We start from the raw sequence: 20,604 nt of genomic DNA, 5'->3' as shown, positions 1-20,604 counted from the left end.
CGAGGGTTCAGGGGCTGGTGCCCGGGTCGCCGAGGCAGTGCAGCAGATCACTGCCTCTTCGGTGGCGGCGAGTACTGGTCACCTGCCACCGGGAGGGAAGTCAGGCGGCCGCCGGGCGGTCGGCGGCGAGAACCAGGGTCTGGCCGGCCGGATCGACCAGGGTCTGCTCGGCCCGGAGCTCGTCGGCTGAACGCTGGTCCACGAGGGTCTGATTGACCAGAGCGGCCAGGCCGGGATTGACGCGCTCGACGTACAGGGCAGGGGCGGTGCCGGCGATCGCCGGAGGCGCCCAACTGATGGCCGGCGGGGCCGTTGGTGTGCTGGGCGGAGCCGGGGTGGCCAGGCCGGCGAGGCGGAGGGTGAGGTGGACGGTGACGGCGGCGGACAGCACAGCGACACAGCTCAGCAGCACCGACACCGCGCCCATCGTCCAGTTGGCCGGATCCGTTGCCCGCATGCTGCCGATCGCGCCCAGGTAGAGGGTGTTCGTCAGTCCGGCGCTGCCGGCCAGCAGGACGGCAGCACGCATGGCCGGGCGGTCCAGCTGCAGCTCGTCGGCCGCGGCGACCAGGCAGGCGACCAGACCGGCCGTCACCGGCAACGTGTTAGAGCGCGGCCATCAGCACGCCGCCGCCGACCATCAGGTAGAGCAGGTCGAAGATCAGGGCCGCGCCGGCCAGCACACCGGCGTACAGGGCGAACATCGGGTGGAAGGCCCGCGCGAGCGTCCGGGTCGGCGGGGCGACGGTTTCGGGGGGCAAGACATCCTTCCTGGCAGACAGCGTCGAACGGTGGACGGGGACGAAGGAAGCGGACGGCTGCCGGCGGCAGCCCGTGCGCCCGGGTGCGGCTGCGGTGCACCACGCACCGCCGTTGTCGCCGCCGGGCAGCCGTCCTGGTGAATCGACCGGCTGGATCGGTTGTCAGGGCATCACCACCTTCCAGCGATCGGTCCGGCGGCGATCCTCAGCTGCTCAGCTGCTTCTGGCCGCCGGACGCCTCGATCGAGATCTTGCGCGGCTTGGCCTGCTCGGCGACCGGGATGCGCAGCGTCAGCACGCCGTCGGCGTACGCCGCCTGGATCCGGTCGGTGTCGAGGGAGTCGCTCAGGAACAGCTGGCGGGAGAAGACGCCCAGCGGGCGTTCCGCCACCTGCAGCTCGACGCCCTCCGGGACGTCCGTCGGACGCCGTTCGGCCTTGATCGTGAGCACGTTGCGCTCGACGTTCAGCTCGATCGCGTCGGGCGCGACGCCCGGAAGATCGAAGGCGACGACGTACTCGTCGCCGGAGCGGTAGGCGTCCATCGGCAGCGTGGCCGGGCGAGTCCAGGTGCCGGAACCCGTCGAGCCGAGCAGCTGCTGGGCCATCCGGTCCAGTTCGCGGAAGGGATCGGTGCGCATCAACATCGTCTTTCCACCTCCTGCGTCGACAGTTCCTCGGTGTTTCTGCGCACTACTGTTGTAGCGCGTCATCCAAATGATGACAAGTCCCAGTGTCGTCGTTTCAGTGACATTTCTCGGACTTTCGCCGGACACAGCGCAGCGCCGTCACGGACGACGTGACGGCGCTGTGGTGGTGCGGAGTGGTGCTCAGGTCAGGACGCGCTGGCCCTTCTCGTCCTGCCCCTTGCGCTCGTGACCGGCGGTACGCCGCTCGGCCGGTTGATGGTCGGCTCGTGGTGCTGGGCAGACCGGGCCGCGGCGGATCGGACCGCCACCCAGCCTCCGGCTCTTCCACTGCTTCTCTTCGTAGTCGTAGTAGGTGTCGACTCCTCCGACTGCCATCCTGGACCTCCCGTCAACCCCCCGGGTGACTTCTCCCTGCTGCTGTTTCAACAGTCCGTCACCGCAACCCCGTTGCACAAGCGATTCCACCGGTACCCACCCACAAACGAGGCCCGAGGCAAGCTTGCCCCGGATTTGTCCATCCCTGTCAAGACATCGATGCGGTCGCAGTCTCGTCTCAGACGGCGAAAACCCCCACCGAGTGCCCGGCCAGCCGAACACCGTCCGTGACGATCTCGGCCTCGCCGAACGCCGTCACCACGTCCCGCGGAACACGGTCGACCGGCACCACCCGCTCGGCGTCGGCCAGGTTCACCACCACCCGCAGGTCCCCGCGGCTGACCACCATCCAGTCGCCGCCGGCGTCCGACGTCACCGCGACCGATCCGAGCCGGTCGTCGCGCAGGTTCTCGTCGCGGGCCCGCAGTGCGAGCAGGTCGCGGTACCAGGCGAGCAGCTCGCGGTGCGGCGACGCGTCCAGCTCGGTCCAGTCCAGCAGCGACGCCTGCCAGGTGGCCGGGTCCTGGGGGTCGGGAATCTCGTCGGCGTCCCAGCCGTGCGCGCCGAACTCCTCGCGCCGCCCGTTGCGGACCGCGTCCGCCAGCTCCGGCTCCTCGTGGTCGGTGAAGTACCGCCACGGCGTGGACGCACCCCACTCCTCACCCATGAACAGCATCGGCGTGTACGGCGAGGTGATCACCAGCGCGGCCCCGATCGCCAGCTGGCCCGGTGTCAACGCCGGCCGGTCGCCGAGCGCGCGGTTGCCGACCTGGTCGTGGTTCGAGGTGTAGGCCAGGAACTGCGACCCACGGTGCCGGGCCGGATCCACCGTGTGGCCCCAGTCCTTGCCCCGGAACGACGAGTAGGACCCGTCGTGCAGGAACACCTGGGTGAGCGTCTTCTCGAAGACCCCGGGCTGCGCGAAGTCCTCGTAGTACCCGGCGCTCTCGCCGGTCAGCAGGGCGTGCAGCGCATGGTGATAGTCGTCGCTCCACTGCGCAGTCATCCCGAGACCGCCCTCGGCTACCGGCTCGACCATGCGCGGGTCGTTCAGGTCGGACTCGGCCACCAGACCCAGCGGCCGGCCCAGCTCCGCCGAGAGCTGGGCCGTCTCCACCGACAGCTGGGCGAGCACGTGCTGCGGGCTGTCGTCCTGCAGCGCGTGCACGGCGTCCAGCCGGAGCGCGTCGATGTGGAACTCGCGGAACCAGCGCAGCGCGTTGTCGCAGATCCAGCGACGTACCCCGTCCGAGCCCTTGTCGTCCAGGTTGACCGCCGGGCCCCAGGGTGTCGTGTGCTTCGAGGTGAAGTAGGGACCGAAGGAGTCCAGGTAGTTGCCGGACGGTCCGAGGTGGTTGTAGACGACGTCGAGGCAGACCGCCAGCCCTGCGGTGTGACAGCGGTCCACGAACCGCTGCAGCGCCTCCGGTCCGCCGTACGGCTCGTGCACGGCATACAGGTCGACGCCGTCGTAGCCCCAGCCGTGCCGGCCGGGGAACGCCGCGACCGGGAGCAGGGACACCACCTGGACGCCGAGCGCGACCAGGTGGTCCAGGCGCTCCGCGGCCGCGTCAAGCGTTCCCTCGGGCGTGAACGTGCCGAGGTGCAGCTCGTAGAACACCGCACCCCGTACGTCGCGCCCGGCCCACTCGGCGTCGTTCCAGCTGAAGCGGGACGCGTCGAACACCCGGCTCGAGCCGTGCACGCCATGAGGCTGCCAGGGGCTTCGCGGGTCCGGCATCGGGTCGCTGCCGTCGATGGAGAAGGCGTAGTCCGTGCCGTGCCCGGCGTCCGGTACCTCCAGCGTCCACCACCCGTCGTCGGCCCGGGTCATCTCCAGGGACTCGGTGGAAAGCACCAGAGAGACCGTGGCGGCGTCGGGCGCCCAGACGGTGAAGGTGTGCATGTCAGCTCCTCGCGAGCAGCGCCACCGGCAGCTCGGCCAGCAGCTCGTCGATCCGAGCCGCTCCACTACCCACCGAGCGGCCGGTCAACACGTCCTGCCAGTCACCGTCGGGCAGGACGACCCGGGAGTCGCCCCAGCCGCCCAGCCGGTGCAGTGCCACGGGCAACCGGGTCGCCAGCGTGATCACCGCGTCCGCGCGGGCGAACGCGACCGCGTGACCCGTGGAGGTCGGCAGCGGCGTGTAGCTGCCCGCGAAGGCGTCCGGGTGCTGCCGCCGGAGCCGCAGCGCCCGGGAGGTGACCAGCAACTTCTCGTCAGCCAGGTCCTTCGGCGGCGAGCCGCCGTCCAGCCGAGCCAGCCGCTCGATCCGCTCGCGGTAGTCGACCGGGCGCCGGTTGTCCGGGTCCACCAGCGACAGGTCCACCAGCTCCGAGCCCTGGTAGACGTCCGGCACGCCCGGCATCGTCAGCTGGATCAGCTTCTGCCCGAGCGTCGCCGCCCGGACGTACGGGGCCTGAGCGTCGGCGAACCGGCGGACGGACTCCAGCACAGCGGAGTCAGCCAGGACCGCCGTGGCGAACGCCGCCACCGCCTCCTCGTACTCCGCGTCCGGCGAGGTCCAACTGGTGTGGCGCTTGGCCTCGCGGATCGCCTTTTGCAGGTAGCCCTGCAGCCGGTCCTCGGCAAGCGGTCCGTCGTTCCAGGTGCCGAGCAGGGTCTGCCAGATCAGGTACTCCGTGCTCCCGTCGAGCAGCGGCCCCCGGCGGTCCTCGGTCATCGACCGCCACGACCGCACCGCCTCGACCCAGGCCGTCGGCTGCTCCGACAGCACGGTGAGCCGGGCCCGGACGTCCTCGGAGCGCTTGGTGTCGTGGGTGGACAGCGTCGTCATCGTGCGCGGCCAGTGGTCGTTGAGCCGGCCGGCGTAGGCGTGGAACTCCTCCGGCGAGACACCGAAGTGCTCCGGGTTGCCACCGACCTCGTTCAGCGAGCTGAGCCGGAACCAGCGGTAGAACGCGGTGTCCTCGACGCCCTTGGCCATCACCGGGCCGCAGGTCTGCTGGAACCGCACGATCAGCTCGTGCCGGGCCTGCTCGTCGATCCGGCTCGCTGTCCCGGCCTGCCGGCCGAGCAGCAGGTCGCGGACCAGGTCGAGGGTGTCCTGCTGCTCCTCGTCGAGGTTGCGCCGGGCCAGCTCGGCCACGTGCTCCAGCACCTCGACTGCCTCGGCCGGAGCCGGTTCACCCGGTACGACGTACGCGCGGTACCGGTCGAAGTTGACCAGCAGCTCGACGACGACCTCGTGAAAGGCCCGGCGGGTGTGGTCGCGCAGCCGGACGTCGTCCTGGCAGATCCGGGCCAGCAGCTCGACCAGCCGGTGCACCTCGGCGTACTGGCCGTGCTCGACGACCTCCCGCTTGGCCTGCTCGACCACCGGGCCGAAGTCGGCCGGCTCACCGGTCAGTTCCGAGTGGTACGCCGCGAGCGGTGCCGCGCCGGCCGGGTCCACGAAGAGCCCGCCGACCCGCAGCAGCGCGTCGTACCCGGTGGTGCCGGCGCAGGGCCAGTCGCGCGGCAGCTCCTCGTCGCCCTCCAGGATCTTCTCCACCACGACCCAGGCGCCGCCGGTGCGCTCGGCCAGCCGGCGCAGGTAGCCGCGCGGGTCGGCCAGCCCGTCCGGATGGTCGATCCGGAACCCGTGCAGCTTGCCCTCGTGCAGCAGCGCGAACAGCAGCTCGTGGGTGGCCTCGAACACCTCCTGGGTCTCCACCCGGACCGCGGCCAGGGTGTCGACGTCGAAGAAGCGCCGGTAGTTCAGCTCCTCGTCGGCGACCCGCCAGTGCGCCAGCCGGTACCACTGCTCGGTCACCAGTTCGGCCATCGGCAGGTCCTCGGTGCCGGGCCGCAGCGGGAACTCGTGCTCGTAGTACCGCAGCACCGGCTCGTCACCGCTCAGGTCCACCGAGAGCTCGTCGTCCGCGAGCACGTTGCCGATGCGCTGGCCGAGCACCGCCATCAGCAGCGGCTGGTTGCCGGCACCCCAGTCGACGTCGAACCAGTCCGCGTACGGCGAGCCCGGCCCGTCCCGCAGCACCGACCAGAGCGCCTTGTTGAGCCGCGCCGGCGTCGGCACCGCGACGTGGTTCGGTACGACGTCGGCGATCGCGCCCATCCGGTGGTCGGCCAGCTTCGCGGCCAGCCGGTCGAACGCCGCCCGCCCACCGGCCGGCTCAGACACCCTGCTGTGGTCGACCACGTCGTACCCGTGGGTGGATCCGGGCGCGGCCTGCAGGATCGGCGAGAGGTAGGCGTGCGAGACGCCCAGGTCGTGCAGGTACTCGACCACGTCGGCCGCCGCGTCGAAGCCGAACTCCGCGTGCACCTGCAACCGGTACGTCGAAATCGGAACCGCGGTCATGGGGCCTCCCGGCCTGGACTTGGGAGTGGAGAGGGTTGGGTCACTCGGAGTCCCGGGGGCGGGTCAGGACCAGGGTGCCGCGGGCCTCGATGGTGATCGTGCTGCCGGCGGCGTGCTGCTCGTCGTTGGCGGCGCCGGTCGGGTCGGCGGTGTCCACCACCACGGTCCAGGCCTCGCCGTACTTCTCCGACGGCAGCAGGAAGTCCAGCGGCTGGTGGTGGCTGTTCAGCAGGATCAGGAACGAGTCGTCCACCACCGGCTCACCGCGCGGGTCCGGCTCGGAGATGGCGTCGCCGTTGAGGAACACCGCCACCGCCCGGGCGTCGTCGCGGGTCCAGTCGGCGTCCTGCATCTCGGTGCCCTTCGGCGTGAACCAGACCAGGTCGCCCAGGCCGTCGACCCCGGTGTCGCCGTGGAAGAACCGGCGCCGCCGCAGCACCGGGTGCTCGTGGCGCAGCCGGACCAGCGTCCGGGTGAACTCCAGCAGGTCCTTCTGCTCGTCGGCGAGCTCCCAGTCCACCCAGGCGAGCTCGTTGTCCTGGCAGTAGACGTTGTTGTTGCCGCTCTGCGTCCGGCCCAGCTCGTCGCCGTGCGCGAGCATCGGGACGCCCTGGGAAATCAGCAGCGTGGTGAGGAAGTTGCGCTGCTGCCGGGCCCGCAGCGCGAGCACCGCCGCGTCGTCGGTCTCGCCCTCGACGCCGCAGTTCCAGGACCGGTTGTGGCTCTCGCCGTCGTTGCCGCCCTCGCCGTTGGCGTCGTTGTGCTTGTCGTTGTACGACACCAGGTCACGCAGCGTGAAGCCGTCGTGCGCGGTGACGAAGTTGATGCTGGCGATCGGCCGCCGGCTGTCGTCCTGGTAGAGGTCGGACGAGCCGGTGAGCCGGGAGGCGAACTCGGCCAGCGTGTACTTCTCACCCCGCCAGAAATCGCGCACGGTGTCGCGGTACTTGCCGTTCCACTCCGTCCACAGCGGCGGGAAGTTGCCGACCTGGTAGCCGCCGTCGCCGACGTCCCACGGCTCGGCGATCAGCTTGACCTGGCTGACCACCGGGTCCTGCTGGACCAGGTCGAAGAACGCCGACAGCCGGTCCACCTCGTGGAACTGCCGGGCCAGCGTGGCCGCCAGGTCGAACCGGAACCCGTCCACGTGCATCTCGGTGACCCAGTAGCGCAGCGAGTCCATGATCAGCTGCAGCACGTGCGGGTGCCGCATCAGCAGGCTGTTGCCGGTCCCGGTGGTGTCGTAGTAGTGCCGCTTGTCCTCGTCCACCAGCCGGTAGTACGCCGCGTTGTCGATGCCCTTGAACGACAGCGTCGGGCCCATCTCGTTGCCCTCGGCGGTGTGGTTGTAGACCACGTCGAGGATCACCTCGATGTTCGCCTCGTGCAGCGCCTGGACCATCGTCTTGAACTCGGTCACCTGCTGGCCGCGGGTGCCGATCGAGCTGTACGCGTTGTGCGGGGCGAAGAAGCCGATGGTGTTGTAGCCCCAGTAGTTCGACAGCCCACGGTCGGCCAGGTGCCCGTCCTGGGCGAACTGGTGCACCGGCATCAGCTCGATCGCGGTCACCCCGAGCTCCTTGAGGTGCTCGATGACCGCCGGGTGGGCGATGCCCGCGTAGGTGCCGCGGATCTCCTCCGGCAGCGCCGGGTGGGTCTTGGTCAGCCCCTTGACGTGGGCCTCGTAGATCACCGTCTGGTGGTACGGGTGACCCGGCGGCCGGTCGTTGCCCCAGTCGAAGTACGGGTTGGTGACCACCGAGAGCATGGTGTGCTCGCGGTTGTCCATCGTGTTCAGCTCGTCGGGCTTGGCGAACCGGTAGCTGAACAGCGACTCGTCACCGTCGACCTGGCCGTCGATGGCCCGCGCGTACGGGTCGAGCAGCAGCTTCGACGGGTTGCACCGGTGCCCGTTGACCGGGTCGTACGGACCGTGCACCCGGAACCCGTAGCGCTGGCCCGGCTGGACCGACGGCAGGTAGGCGTGCCACACGAACCCGTCCACCTCGGTCAGCTGGACCAGTTGCTCGGTCCCGTCGTCCGCGATCAGTGCCAGGTCAACTTGTTCGGCAACCTCCGAGAACAGCGCGAAGTTCGTACCGGAGCCGTCGTACGTGGCTCCGAGGGGATAGGGACGACCAGGCCATTTCTGCACCCGACGAAGGTACCCACCCGTATGCCCCGGCGCAGAACGGCGGTGTGTTTTGTGCCAAGTGTTCACCTGGCTCCGGACCACGGCGGGCGGTCCGGAGCCAAGTGGGTGGTGCGGGCCGGTTCAGTCCGCGCAGGCCACCGGGTCGTCGAAGTGCCCCGGCGTGCCCGGGTACGCCGGCCCGGTGCCGTGCCCGTGATCCTGCTGGTAGGTCAGCGCCAGCTCCCGGTACGCCGAGGTACCGGCCGTGGTCACGTCCGCGCCGGACCGTCCGGCGCCGGAGCCCCAGGCGAGCTGCTGGAGGAAGTTCAGCATCGCCGGCGAGTGCTGCCGGACGTCGTTGAACCCTCCGTACGCCGCGTTGCAGTGGCTGAACAGGTTGTACGCGCCGTTCCAGTCGATCAGCCGGTCGCCCGGGTTCGGCCCGTTCTCGGCCCGGTCGGCCTGCAGCACGTCCCGGTCCCAGCCGCCGTAGATCCAGTCGGTGCCGTGGTGGTGCTGGTTGTTCGCCAGGCTCGCCGGGTCCGCGGTGTCGTCCGCCTTCCCGGTCAGCTGGAACCACTCGCACGGGTCGACGGTGACCCCGTTCGTGGTGACCGGCCAGTCACCCGGTGCGCACGCGCCCGGGTAGCTGCCGCGCGGGTTGAAGTCGAGCAGGTCCGAGCCGAGCACGTCCTGCGCGGCCGGGTCCGACTCGCCCGCGCCACCGAAGACGTGGTCGACGAACCGGTCGTTCGTCCCCCGCGACTCGGCCTTGAACACCCCACCGGTCAGACAGTCCGGGGTCGCGGCGTCGAGCACCGGGTCACAGCCCCGGCCACCCCACAGCACGTCCTCGCCGTCGGCGCCGAACACCTGGTCGCCACCGCTGTCACCGTTGACCAGGTCGTCCCCGAAGCCGGCGTGCAGGTGGTCCGCCCCCGGTCCGCCGCGGAGCCGGTCCCGGCCGCCCTCGGCGATGCCGTCGTGCGGCATCTCCGCAGCCGTCGAGGCGCCGATCCACTGGTCGCCGTCCACGTCGTGCTCGAGGTCGACCCGGCGGTCGTAGCCGCCGCGCCGCAGACCGACGTAGGTCTCCTTCGGCGGCGGGTTGAGCGAGATGCTGAACTGCGCCGGGGCGTCGCCGGTGTCGAGGTACTGGTTCACCACGCCACCCCGGTCGCCGAGGATCGCGTCCTCGCCGGCCTCGCCGGAGACGGTGTCGTCACCGAGCTCGCCGTACAGGTCGTCGTCGTCCGCGCCGCCGAGAACGGTGTCGTTGCCGTCCTGTCCCCAGATCCCGTCGTCGCCGGCCTCGCCGTACAGGGTGTCGGTGCCGAACGCACCGGCCACCTCACAGGTCGCCTGGTTCTCGGTGCAGAACCGGGTGCTCGGCTCGCCGAGGTCCGGGTCGTGCGTGCGGGCCACCGTCGCGCCCGCCGGCGGAGTGCCGTTGGGATAGCGGTCGGCGTACACCCGCTCGGTCGCACCGGTGACGGTCCGGACCAGCGAGCCGTTGTCACCGAGCACCACGTCGTCGGCACCGTCGGCCTCGATCGTGTCACCGGTGTCGCGGAACCCCTGGGCCGAGCTGCCGCCGATCAGGTCGTCCTGACCGTCCGGACCGGCCGCACCCTCCAGCACGGCCGCAGCGCTCGGCGTACCGGGCCAGCCCGGGTCGGTCAGCGGCTGCACGGTGGTGAGTGGTGAGTCGCCGCCGAGCGACAGGTCGCCGCGGAGCACGTCCGCGCCGCCGTTGCCCTCGACGTAGTCGGCCCGGGCGCCGCCGGACAGGTAGTCGCCGCCGTCCTGGCCGTAGACCACGTCCACCCCGTCGCCGCCGGACACCCGGTCCGCGCCGTACCGGTCTGCCGGTGGCACCGCCAGCCGGTTGCTGCCGAGGTCGTACCGGTCGATGATCCGGCCCGCCATCGGCTGACCGGGCTCAGTGCCCAGCCGGACCGTGACCCGGGTCGGCGTCTGTCCGGCCGCGGGCCGCAGGACCCGTCCGTTGTCACCGGCCACCACGTCGTCACCCGGACCACCGAAGATCGCGTCCGCGGTGTCCGGCTGCCCGACGGTGTCCGCCCCGGTCCCGCTCAGCGAGGTCGAGCTGCCACCGACCAGGTCGTCGTCGGCCAGATCACCCTCGACCCAGTCGCTCGCCTGACCGCCCTCGACGTAGTCGTCGTCACCGTCGCCCTTGGCGCGGTCCTCGCCACCCTGGCCGTACAGCACGTCCTGCCCGTCGCCACCCGACATCTGGTCGTTGCCGGAGGTGTCCGCGGCCGGAGCCGCGCCCAGGTCGAGCAGCGTCACCGTGTGGCCGTGAGCGAACCCACGCTGCCGAGTGACCGGGGTCGTCGCCGCCGGGTCGCCGGTCAGGGCGAGTACTGCGTTGTCGCCGGCCAGCAGGTCAGGTCCGGCGTCGCCGAACAGCTGGTCCCCGGTGTCCGGCCGTCCGGTGCCGGCCGAGGCCTGCTCGAACGAGCCACCGGCGATCGCGTCCTCGCCGTCGTTGCCGTGCACGACGTCCGCCGCGTTGTTGCCCTCCAGGTGGTCGTCGCCGCCGTCGCCGTTGACCAGGTCGGCCCCGAGACCGCCGTACCCGGTGTCCTGGCCGTCGCCGCCGTTGATCCGGTCACCCGCGCCGGCGGCCGGCGCTGCCCCGTCGAGGTCGAGCGGTACGGCGGCCGGGTCGCCCGGGTTGGCCGGGTCGTCCACGGTGTCGTTGTCGCCGATCAGCCGGTCGTCGCCGAGGTCGCCGGACAAGTCGTCGTCGCCGTTGTCGGCGCGGTCCGGGGCGCGGGTGCCGCCGTAGATCAGGTCGTTGCCGACGCCACCGGTGATCCAGTCCTTGCCATTGTTGCCCTCGACCACGTCGGCCTCGGTACCGCCGTAGCCGACGTCGTCGCCGGTGTTGCCGAAGACCTGGTCCAGCCCCGCGTCGCCGTACAGCACGTCGCCGTCGGTGCCGCCGAACACCCGGTCCGCGTCGCCGCCACCGCGCAGGGTATCGACGCCCTCCTGGCCGCAGACGACGTCGTTGCCGCCGGCAAGTTCGGCCAGGTCGGCCGCGCCACCGGCCGAGACGGTGTCGACGCCGGCGCCGCCGAAGATCCGGTCGTTGCCGTCGCCGGTCGCCTGGCTGGTGCTCTCGGCGACCGGGTCCGAGGCCACCGGCGTACCGGTGGCGCACTTCTCCGCGTCGATCCGCCGGTCACCGAAGACGGTGGCCGGGCCGTCCCCGCCGACGACGTGGTCGTTGCCGAGGCCACCGACCAGCGTCTTGGCGTTCGACGCGACGCCGTCCGGCAGCGGCAGCTTGACCACGTCCCGCAGCGGTCCGTACGCCACCGCGCCGGGCTGGTCGACGCCCTTCACCGGGCCCACCTCGGCCGGCTCGGCGATGACGTAGTCGTCACCGGGACCGCCGTAGACCGCGTCGGTGCCGTAGCCACCGGTGAGGACGTCGTTGCTGCCGCCACCCCGAATCGTCGCGCCCTGGTCGCCCTGCGAGTGGCTGGTGATCGCCTCGACGGCGGCACTGCCCCAGACCTGGTCGCTGCCGGTGCCGGTGTCCACCACGTTGGTGGCGACGCCGTCGTCGGCGCTCGGGTCGCTGTCGGCGGGACCGGCCGCGTCCACGCCGAACTCGCCCTCGGCCGCGGTGAAGATCCGGTCGGCGTTCGTACCGCCGGTGATCCGGTCGCTGCCGAGGTCGCCGACCAAGGTGTTGACGCCGGCCTTCTTCGAGCCGTCCGGCACGTCCGCGGCGACCGCGAGCTTGTCGTTGCCGGCGTTGCCGCGGGCCGTGTTGGTGCCCAGCCCGAGGCTGATCGTGTCGTCGCCCGGCGTCGGGCCGTCGGCCAGCCCGGTCGGGTCCGGAATGGTCGTCCAGTCGAACACCCCGGCCAGGTCCGTGGTCTTGTCGCCGTCCTCGGAGTCCTGTGCGTTGTGGGTGACCTTCCGCGGGTCGCGGTCCGACCCGAGCGAAGCGTCACCGGCCACCCGGGCGTCGCCGTTGCCGACGGTGATGGTGTCCTTGCCCGGACCGCCGGCCACCGTCGCCTTGGACGCCGCGCCGCCGGTGTCCCCGGTGGCGATGATGTCGTCTCCGCCCCGGCCGTCGACGTACGACAGGCCGCGGCCGGTGGTGATCACGTCGTTGCCGTTGCCACCGATCACCACGGCGTCCTTGTCGAACGCGGCCGAGGTGCCGCCGGCGTCGTCGCCGGTGTCCTTCTTGCCGTCGCCGGTGAAGGTGATCGCCATCGGCTTGCTGTAGCCCTCGCCGTCGACGACGACCCGCTGCAGGCCGGGGTCGTGGTACTCGCGCCGCTCGCCGAGCATCTCCACCGCGAAACCGTCGAAGCCGGCGTCGTCACCTTCGGGGTCGGCCTTGGTCTGCGCGTAGTGCAGCGAGACGACCTTGACGGTGTCCTTCTCGACCGCCGCCTCGTCGTTGCTCCACGGCCCGCCCCGCTGGTCCTTCTTGCCGAACTTGCCGGCGAAGACCACCAGTGTGTCGTCCACCGTGCCACCGAGTTTCGGTGGCGGCGGTGAACAGTCCGGGGCCAGTGAGAAGTCCAGCAGCGTCACGTCGGCCAGCGTGAAGCTGAACGACACCGAGAAGATGCTGACGCCGAGGGTGATGTAGACCCGCAGGAACAGCGCCAGCCGGCCGCTGGTGGTGAACAGGCAGAGCGGGTTGTTCAGCGCCGCGTGCAGGAACTCGCTGACCCGGAACTTGCCGTCGTCGTTCGGGTCGTTCCAGCTGAAGTTGATCGTCAGCCGCAGGCCGCCCTCGATGCCGACGGTGATGATCACCGCGCTGACCGCGGCACCGGCCGCGATCTCACCGGTCAGCTGCACCACCGGCAGCGGCGCGCCGTTGCTGTCCACGGTCTTGAAGAACAGCCCGTCGAGCACGTCGATCGCCTTGACCGGGCCGCCGTTCTGCACCGCCTCGACCGCCTTGCGAATGCCGTAGGTGTCCAGGCCCGCGACCATCCGCAGGCTCACCGAGGCCGAGCCGGCCAGCGTGACGAACACCGGCGGCGGCGCGTACACCGGGCCGAAGGACTGCCGCCAGCTGAAGCCCAGCGTCAGCGGCCCGGAGTCGAACTCGACCAGCGTGACGTCGCCACCCATCAGCAGGTTGAACGCGGTGGCCGGGTTGTCCAGGATCGGGAAGCTGAACCCGGACTTCTCCGCGTCGCCCTTGGCCTCGGCCAGCCCGTTGCCGGTGCCGAAGACGTCCTTCGCCGCGTCGCCACCGGTCTCGTTCGCGTCGTTCAGCGCCGCCTTGACCGCGTCGCCGTCGGCCTCGGTCAGCGGCTGGCCGTCCTTGTTGAGGACCTTCGAGTACATCGAGTCCGCTGTGGTCGGGGAGTTGCTCGTCTCCAGCGCCTTCGCACCGGACAGCTCGAAGCTGCCGAGCGGTACGTAGCAGTCGTTCTCGGCGTCCGGGCTGCAGCTGGGCAGCCGGTTGATGAACTCGATGACCGCTTTGATCTTGTCGACGAATTCCAGCTTCGGTCCACCGGCCAGTGTGCTGAACGACTTGGCCAGCGTCATCAGCGTGACGTCGCCGCCGCCGGCCATCCGGCTCAGGTCCGACAGGACCGGGATCGGCGCGTACAGCGTGTCGACGACCGGCTGCAGCGGACCGGTGACCCGCTTGATCTCCTTGACCGCGTCACCGAGCAGGCCCTCGAAGAAGCTGCCGGCACTGATCCCGACGTCCTTGAAGGCGATGTACGGCGCACCCGCCGCGTCCGGCGCGTTGTTGTCGAAGTCCCACTTCAGCTGGAAGTTCGCCCGGACGCCCGGGAAGGCCGAGTCGACCTTGGCCTCCACGTTCCAGTCCAGGTGGAAGCCGCCGGCCAGCGAGACGCCGAACAGGTTGCCGGAGTGACCGAGCTCGGCAAACGTCACCTTGGCGTTCTCGTCCGCGGCGCAGACGTCCTCGGTGCCCTTGAAGCAGCTCTCCGTCTGGCCTGGTGCCTTCAGGTCGATCTGGAAGGCGCCGTGGAACAGTGGCACCTCGGGTGTGTGCCCGGTGCCGGTCGCCTTGGTGATGTCGACCTTGATGAAAGCCAGCTCGGCGAGCAGCTTGGTGTTCTCCTGCAGGTCGAACGCCAGGCCGACCTGCAGTTCCGGCAGGGCCTTGTTGTCCGCTCCCCAGCCGTCCCGCGTGTTGACGAAGAAGCCGTCCGCCTTGGTCAGGCCGAGCCGGAAGTGCAGCGCAAACCCGGCCGCGACCGACACCCCCTTGGCCTTGGACTGCCCCTCGTCCTTCTCCACACCGCGCAGCGCCAGGCCCGGGATGCCGATGTCGAGCGGGAGGTCCTTGGTGAAGCAGGCCTGCGGCGCACCGGCGCTCTCGCAGCCCTTGGCGACGCTGACCTTGCCGCGCTGCGCGGTGAAGTCGAGGAACGCGCCGTTGATCTGCTCCAGCGGGCACAGCGCCAGGTCCGGCTCCTGCTCCACCGCCGCGTACGCCGTACCGGTGTCGCCGTGGTCCTCGTGGCTCAGCGTGTTGCCCGGCAGTTTCTTGATCAGCTGGAACTCGGTCTCGCCGGGTCCCTTGCGCAGGATCTTGTACCCCGCCGCCTTGTCGACCGGGGTCCAGGTGACCTTGTTGAAGTTCTCGCCGCCGAGCGTGGCGGCGCCCTTCGTGGTCTGGCCGGGATCGCTGGGGATGGTGTCCCCGCTGGTCCCGTCACCGGACCCCTGGTACGCGACCACCTTGTACTCGTACGTCGCCGTCCCGGCGTCCGCCGGGTTGGCCGTCACCGTCGGGGCGGCAGCCTTGGCCAGCGTCGCGGTGCAGTCGAACTCGACCTTGACGTCGGTGGCCGCGATCTTCACCTTGGCCAGCTCGGTGGCGAGCTTGCCGTTGATGAAGGTCTCGAACTCCTGGGAGTTGGCCGGCCGGCCCGCGCCGGGCAGCTCGTTCCAGATGAAGTTCCGCAGCTGGGTGCGCAGGTCGCCGATGAAGTCCGCGCCCTGCTGCAGGTCCTCGCCGACCAAGGGCAGCTTGCCGCCCAGGCTGGCCGTACGGAACGCCTGCTCGATCTGGGCCAGGTAGCTCTCCAGTCCGTCGCCGAAGTTGCCGAAGTCGAGCAGCGCCTCGGACAGCTTGGTGCCCAGGTCCTCGGGCAGCTGCAGCTCCTTCTTCGCAGCGTCGGGAGCCGGCAGGTTGTCGTCGAGGTCCGCCAGATCGGCCGGGTTCGTGGAGTCGGGCACCCGCAGCGCGATCGTGCCGATCTGCGCCCAGCCCGCGTCCGTCCCGGTGTTGTTGAGGTAGATCGGCAGGTTGCCGCACACCATCAGCGGCGTCTCCAGCGTCTCCCCGCAGCTGACCGTGCCGTTGCTGGCGTTGAAGTTCACGCCGACCGCGCCGAGGAAGTCGCTGAACGACACCGGGGTGTCGGCCGCCGCGCCGGACTTGGCCAGCGCGATGCTCAGGTCCGCCCGCGCCTGGGCCTTCTCCGCCGCCGGAGCGTCCGCGGCCGGGTTGCCGAGCGACACCGACAAGGGCCCGACGACACCTTGGACGACGCCGTTCTCCAGCTTGGCCTTGGCGCCGACGCTGATCGAGGAGTCCTCGAGCACCTTCAGCGCTGCCCCGTCCGCCGGACCGTCGCCGGCTTCCAGCGGGACCACCAGGCCGACCTTCACCTGGCCGGTGACGTCCACCTGGGCCTGGCCGGCCGCCTGCGCGCCGGCGAAGCTCTGGTCGCCGCCGTTCAGGCTGCCCAGCGAAAGCTTGATCGGCGCGGCGGTGCGGTAGTCGCGCTTCCAGTCCACGGCCAGCACGAGGTTCGGCTTGCCGTCCTTCTCCAGGTAGCGGAACTTCACGCTGTCGGTGCCGAGCGCCTGGTTCAGCAGCTCGACCGCGTCCTGCAGGTTGTCCGGCGTGTTCGCCAGCAACCGGTCGGTGGCGTCGTCGAGCGCCGAGCGCATGCTGTACGCCGTACCGGGTGCGGGTGGTGAGGCCCACGGCTGGGTCAAGGTCAGCGTCTTGCCGTCGTCCGACGCGTCCTTGACCACCCCGACCTGGGTGCCGACGACAACGGTCCGGCCGATCAGCGCATCGGTGAACAGGTTGCCCTCGGCCCGGGTCCCGTCCACCACGGTGTTCGCGCCGTAGCTGACGTCCTTGCCGCTGTTGGACTCGTCGCTGATCAGCAGGTCACGCAGCGACTTGCCGAGACCGGGGACTTCTTTGTCGAAGACGCCGGAGCCGGCCGAGGTGTTCGCCTCGGCGAGCTGCTTCGACAGCGTCTGCAGGGTCTTGATCAGCGCGGTGAACAGCGCCTTGGGGTCGTCGGCGTCGAAGTCCAGCTTGAAGACCTCGGTCAGGTCGCCGGTGTCCAACGACAGCGTGTCCGGGTCGGTCAGGTCGGTCCACTGCGCGGTGAACTTCGTCGTCGCGCCGGCCGGCAGGAACTGCTCGGCGTCCGGGACGCTGACCGTGGCGTCGGCGTACGCCCGGACGTTCACGTCGACGTCGAGCAACTGGGCCGGTGCGTCCACCAACTGCTTGAACAGCTGGGACAGCCGCAGATCGTGCTGGGCGTCTCCCTGCTGCTTCAGGCCGACGCTCAGCATGTGGCCGGACGGCGTACCGGCGGAGCACGTGGCACCGAGGCTGGAGTTGCAGACCTTCAGCTGACCGGCCAGCTTCACCTTGAAGAAGCCGGCGTTCGCGGTCAGGTCGATGCCGGACTCGATCGGGAAGTCGGCCGAGAACAGGGTGCCGCCGGTCCGGATCAGGACCCGGTCGGTGTTCAGCGGCAGCGACGGGACAACGGTGTCGAGCGGGCCGTTCTCCTGGGTGAACGGGCACGCCTTGGTGTTGCCGAGAAAGCCGATGCAGGCGTTGCCGGTCTTCGGGTCCTGCAGGTCGAGCACCAGGGTGAGCGCGGCCGAGAACGACGGCTTCACCGTGGCGAAGGTCTGGTCGGCGTTCGCGTTGACGATGCCGTGGCCGCCGGAGTCGATCGTGTTGGCGAAGGTCACCGCGCCGACGTGCGGCTCCGGCCCGGCGATCACGTACGCCGTGTGCTTCGCCGGGACGCCGCCGATCCAGTCCTGCTTCAGCGTGATCGTGGCGGCGTCGTTGCCGACCACCTCGCCGGCCGACGTACCGGCCACCACCCGGCGACCGAGCCACTGGTTCGGCTGCCAGCCGGCGCCGGCCACCGTCAGCGTCTTCGCGCCGTACTCGGCGACCTTGCCGGACGCCTCGATGCTGACCGGGTCGAGCTCGACCGGATCGGCCGGAGCGGTCTTCGTCATGCTGAGCGGGACGACGAGCTTGCTGTTGGTGGCGTCCCAGACGAGGCCGCCGAGATCCATGTCCGAGGCCTGCTCGAGCAGGCCGATCAGCTCCTGCAGCGACGCGAACTTCGGCTTCCCGTACTGCGCGGGGTCCGTGCCCGGCACGTGGCCCGGCTGTCCAGGCGCCGCGACGGTGTGGTCGGCGAGGAACTTCTTCAGCACCTCGTTGACCTGGATCGCGTCGGCCAGGCTGCCCTTCATGAACGGCAGGTCGAGGTCGCCGACCGGCTGCAGCGGCCCGTCGCCGTCGGGGTCGAACTTCGCCTTCTGCACCGCGGTGAGCGTCGCGATCACCTGCGCCAGTCCCTCGGCGAGGTCCTGCAGGCTCATGTTCTGGAACTTGCCGACGGTGGCGGCCAGGTCCGGCGCGGTGACGGTCGGCGTACCGGTTCCGATGTCGTTCCAGTCGACCTTGACGGTCGCGGCGATGCCGTCCGGCAGCACGACTCCCGGGACACCGGACGCGGCAGCGCCGAGCTGGAACGTGCCGTGCACCGACCCTCTGGTGTTCGGGTCGGTGTTGTCGGTGGGCAGCGAGCCCTCGGCGTCCAGACCGACGCTCAGCAGGCCATCGAGGGAGCCGGGCTGACCGAGCTCACCGGTGGCGCCGAAGAAGAGCTTGCCGTCGTTGTTCGGGTCGTTGAGCTTGCCTACGAAGTGCGCGTCCACGTCCAGCGAGGACCCGGTCAGCGAGACGCCGAGAATGCCGATGGCCGCCTTCGCGGCCGCGTTGTCGATGCTCGCGTGCGCGTCGACGTCGAGCCGCGGCGTGGCGGCGTCGTGCACGAGGTACACCTTGTTGTCACCGGCACCGGTCCACACCGCACTCAGTCCGATGCGGGCCTTCAGCGCGACCGTGGCACCGTCGGCGACCGACAGCTCCACCTTCGGATCCGCGTTGCTGACCTTCAGGTCCTGCCCGGTCACGGTCTTGCCGACCGTCAGCACGATGTCGAGCTTCTTGCCGTCGCCGAGGTCGCTGACGGAGGTCTTCAGCTGCCCCGCCCGTCCACCGGCCACCGTGATGTCCTTGTCGACCTCCAGATCCCCGAAGTCCGTGGCCGACTGCAACTGCTTGGCGGCCGCCTCCAGGAACAGGTCGTCGAGCCCGAGCAGGCCACCCGGACTCGCCCCGACGAGCGGCAACGGTTCCTTGAGCTTGTCGACCGAGGCGAGCCCGGTCGTCCAGGCCGCAAGACTGTCCGGCTGACCACCGGCGCCGAGGAACCCGAGCAACTGGTTCACGCCGTTGTCGGCGGCACGCGCCGGCAGCGGCGCGTAGACGAGCAGCCCGAAGAGCAGCGAGAAGGCAGTGAAGACCGCCGTCATCCGAGCTCGGACCAGTACCTGGGCAGGACGCAGCAGACCCATCACTTCACCCCCGCGGCCCCGGGCCCGCGCTCCCCCCTAGGACGCGCAGTGGGCGACCCCCCAGCCGCAGGAGAACCGTAGATGCCACCTAGTCACCGTGGCAATACCTCGAGTGCTCTTCCGTGCTGAGCAGTTCGGAGGCGGTGTAGGTTCGCCCGATGGGTTACTGGGGCTACCTCGTCGCGGCCAAGAGCGACCAACCACTGCATGAACTCCCCGAACTGTCCGCCTTCGGCGACGAGTACGTCGAGGTCAAACCCCTCAGCAACGGCTGGCAACAAGTCTGGGTCGCCGGCGCCAACGACAACCCGCTGACCGGCGCCCAGTCCCTGGCCACCGTCACCGGCCACCCCGTCCTCGCCGCCCTCATCCTCGACAGCGACTGCGGCCCCGTCTCCGCCGCCACTCCCCCAGGCGCAACGTGGTCCGGCACCCTCGCCAAGTCCATCGCCGTCGACTCCTACGCCATGCCCGACGACAACATCCCCGCCTCAGCCGCCGCGTCGACCTTCACCGAGTGGGCCACCTCAGCCGCGCTCCTCGCCGACCAGACCCTGATCACCCGGGCCCTCGCCCCGACCGCAACCGACCCCGAACACCTCTTCACCTTGTTGCTACAGGCAACAGGCATCGCGGCCGTGAACTGACCACAGCGCCACCTCCGGAGCCGCCAGCACCGGCTGACCGCCGGGCTGAACCGACGAGACAACGAACTCGCCCTTCTGCACCTCGGCCACGACGAAGCTCAACAGGTCAGGCAGCGACCGTGCGATGACGACCTTCCGAACCTCGTCACGTCCGAAGTTGCCTCCCCCAGGGCAGTACGAATTCCCGCGTCGTCTGCCTCATCCGTCAGATAGCGAAGGCAGCGTCGGCGTTCTCGGCGTAGTCCCGCAGGAAGTCCGCCCACAGTCGACGTTGGATTCGTGCTTCCGCCGCTTTGGCATCACGGCTTATGGCGCCATCACAACTGAGCACCATCCACTCGCCCTGCTCGCCATGGCGGACCACGCTCCTGCCCCGAGTGGCCCCTCCTCCCCAGATCACGGCGGGACCCCAGTTCACTTCAGGCCGTCTAGGTGGCTCGAAGTCGCCAACCAGTGCCACAGGTCAGCGTTCGATGATCCGCACTCATCTCTCGAGCCGCCAACGTGGCCGGGTCCGCGACAAACCACGCATGCGTACGCCGCAACCTCGATGACATCACCTTTGAAGAACCTGACCGCTCCATCAGGAACCGAATCTCACCGGTCATGACGCTCCCGAGTAGCTCACGAAGGGTTTGAGTCAAAGAGGAGTCTTCGCAGTTTGGGGCCCGAATATTGCCGGACCACTTCTTGCCAGGACGGATCGATCAGGTAATCCAGAACCCGTGCCGACAGTGCATCCTGGATTACCTGGTCACCTTCGTCGAGGAGGCGTTCGGTGACCTGCAGGCATCGCTCTATCGCGACTACGTCATCCGCGCGAAGAGCTGGCTCGAAGATACCCCACCAAAAGCATTCCGAGACAATTCCGAAGGTCAACACGGCACCTTCGCCCGGTCGCTCTTCAATCAGTGTGCGAACCGTCTCCGCTGCGGACGGGAACCACTCGACCAGAAGCGACGGCAGTTGACCGAACGTGATCACAACCACA

10 protein-coding genes are annotated in these 20,604 nt (G+C 70.0%); 1 reads left to right on the top strand and 9 read right to left on the bottom strand.

Going from position 1 to position 20,604, the window contains the following annotated elements:
* Positions 1–100: 100 nt before the first annotated feature.
* The 8 genes from KFLA_RS03695 to KFLA_RS03665 all read right to left on the bottom strand — a co-directional run bounded on the left by KFLA_RS03695 (position 101) and on the right by KFLA_RS03665 (position 18,966).
* Positions 101–595 carry a hypothetical protein gene (locus tag KFLA_RS03695; RefSeq protein WP_012918418.1) on the bottom strand — a complete coding sequence of 165 codons (495 nt, stop codon included), beginning with the start codon at positions 593–595 and terminating at the stop codon, positions 101–103.
* Between the two features lie 10 nt (positions 596–605).
* The gene (locus KFLA_RS37785; RefSeq protein WP_012918417.1) at positions 606–761 is read right to left on the bottom strand and encodes a hypothetical protein; all 156 of its coding nucleotides are present in this window, start codon (positions 759–761) and stop codon (positions 606–608) included.
* 205 nt (positions 762–966) lie between these two features.
* A complete protein-coding gene (locus KFLA_RS03690) occupies positions 967–1,401 on the bottom strand; it encodes an Hsp20/alpha crystallin family protein (RefSeq protein WP_337466401.1) in 435 nt (144 codons plus the stop codon).
* 189 nt (positions 1,402–1,590) lie between these two features.
* Positions 1,591–1,785 (bottom strand): hypothetical protein, encoded by a 195-nt coding sequence (locus KFLA_RS03685; RefSeq protein ID WP_012918415.1) that lies wholly within the window; start codon positions 1,783–1,785, stop codon positions 1,591–1,593.
* Between the two features lie 178 nt (positions 1,786–1,963).
* A complete protein-coding gene (treZ, locus tag KFLA_RS03680; protein WP_012918414.1) occupies positions 1,964–3,691 on the bottom strand; it encodes a malto-oligosyltrehalose trehalohydrolase in 1,728 nt (575 codons plus the stop codon).
* Position 3,692: 1 nt separating this feature from the next.
* Positions 3,693–6,110 (bottom strand): malto-oligosyltrehalose synthase, encoded by a 2,418-nt coding sequence (gene treY, locus KFLA_RS03675; RefSeq protein ID WP_012918413.1) that lies wholly within the window; start codon positions 6,108–6,110, stop codon positions 3,693–3,695.
* 40 nt (positions 6,111–6,150) lie between these two features.
* Positions 6,151–8,265, bottom strand: coding sequence for a glycogen debranching protein GlgX (gene glgX / locus KFLA_RS03670; RefSeq protein WP_012918412.1), 2,115 nt, complete (start codon positions 8,263–8,265; stop codon positions 6,151–6,153).
* A 120-nt stretch (positions 8,266–8,385) separates the two neighbouring features.
* Complete coding sequence (locus KFLA_RS03665; RefSeq protein WP_237706717.1) at positions 8,386–18,966, bottom strand: calcium-binding protein; 10,581 nt, start codon at positions 18,964–18,966, stop codon at positions 8,386–8,388.
* Positions 18,967–19,124: 158 nt separating this feature from the next.
* On the opposite strand from KFLA_RS03665, the gene KFLA_RS37020 reads away from it, so the two are divergent.
* Positions 19,125–19,613 (top strand): hypothetical protein, encoded by a 489-nt coding sequence (locus KFLA_RS37020; protein ID WP_012918410.1) that lies wholly within the window; start codon positions 19,125–19,127, stop codon positions 19,611–19,613.
* Positions 19,614–20,237: 624 nt separating this feature from the next.
* On the opposite strand, the gene KFLA_RS37215 is transcribed toward KFLA_RS37020, so the two are convergent.
* Entirely contained in the window at positions 20,238–20,603 is a 366-nt protein-coding gene (locus KFLA_RS37215; RefSeq protein WP_148256535.1) for a DUF7674 family protein, read from the bottom strand.
* Position 20,604 lies beyond the last annotated feature (1 nt).

This window comes from Kribbella flavida DSM 17836, from assembly GCF_000024345.1.
GTDB lineage: Bacteria > Actinomycetota > Actinomycetes > Propionibacteriales > Kribbellaceae > Kribbella > Kribbella flavida.
Note: the sequence above shows the minus strand (reverse complement) of the source record. Positions and strands in the feature narration are given on the sequence as shown.

Excerpts from the sequence above, each read along its gene's own strand:
- treY (WP_012918413.1), bottom strand. The coding sequence starts at position 6,110 with ATGACCGCGGTTCCGATTTCGACGTACCGGTTGCAGGTGCACGCGGAG.
- KFLA_RS03665 (WP_237706717.1), bottom strand. The coding sequence starts at position 18,966 with ATGGGTCTGCTGCGTCCTGCCCAGGTACTGGTCCGAGCTCGGATGACG.
- KFLA_RS03685 (WP_012918415.1), bottom strand. The coding sequence starts at position 1,785 with ATGGCAGTCGGAGGAGTCGACACCTACTACGACTACGAAGAGAAGCAG.
- treZ (WP_012918414.1), bottom strand. The coding sequence starts at position 3,691 with ATGCACACCTTCACCGTCTGGGCGCCCGACGCCGCCACGGTCTCTCTG.
- KFLA_RS03690 (WP_337466401.1), bottom strand. The coding sequence starts at position 1,401 with ATGCGCACCGATCCCTTCCGCGAACTGGACCGGATGGCCCAGCAGCTG.
- KFLA_RS37020 (WP_012918410.1), top strand. The coding sequence starts at position 19,125 with ATGGGTTACTGGGGCTACCTCGTCGCGGCCAAGAGCGACCAACCACTG.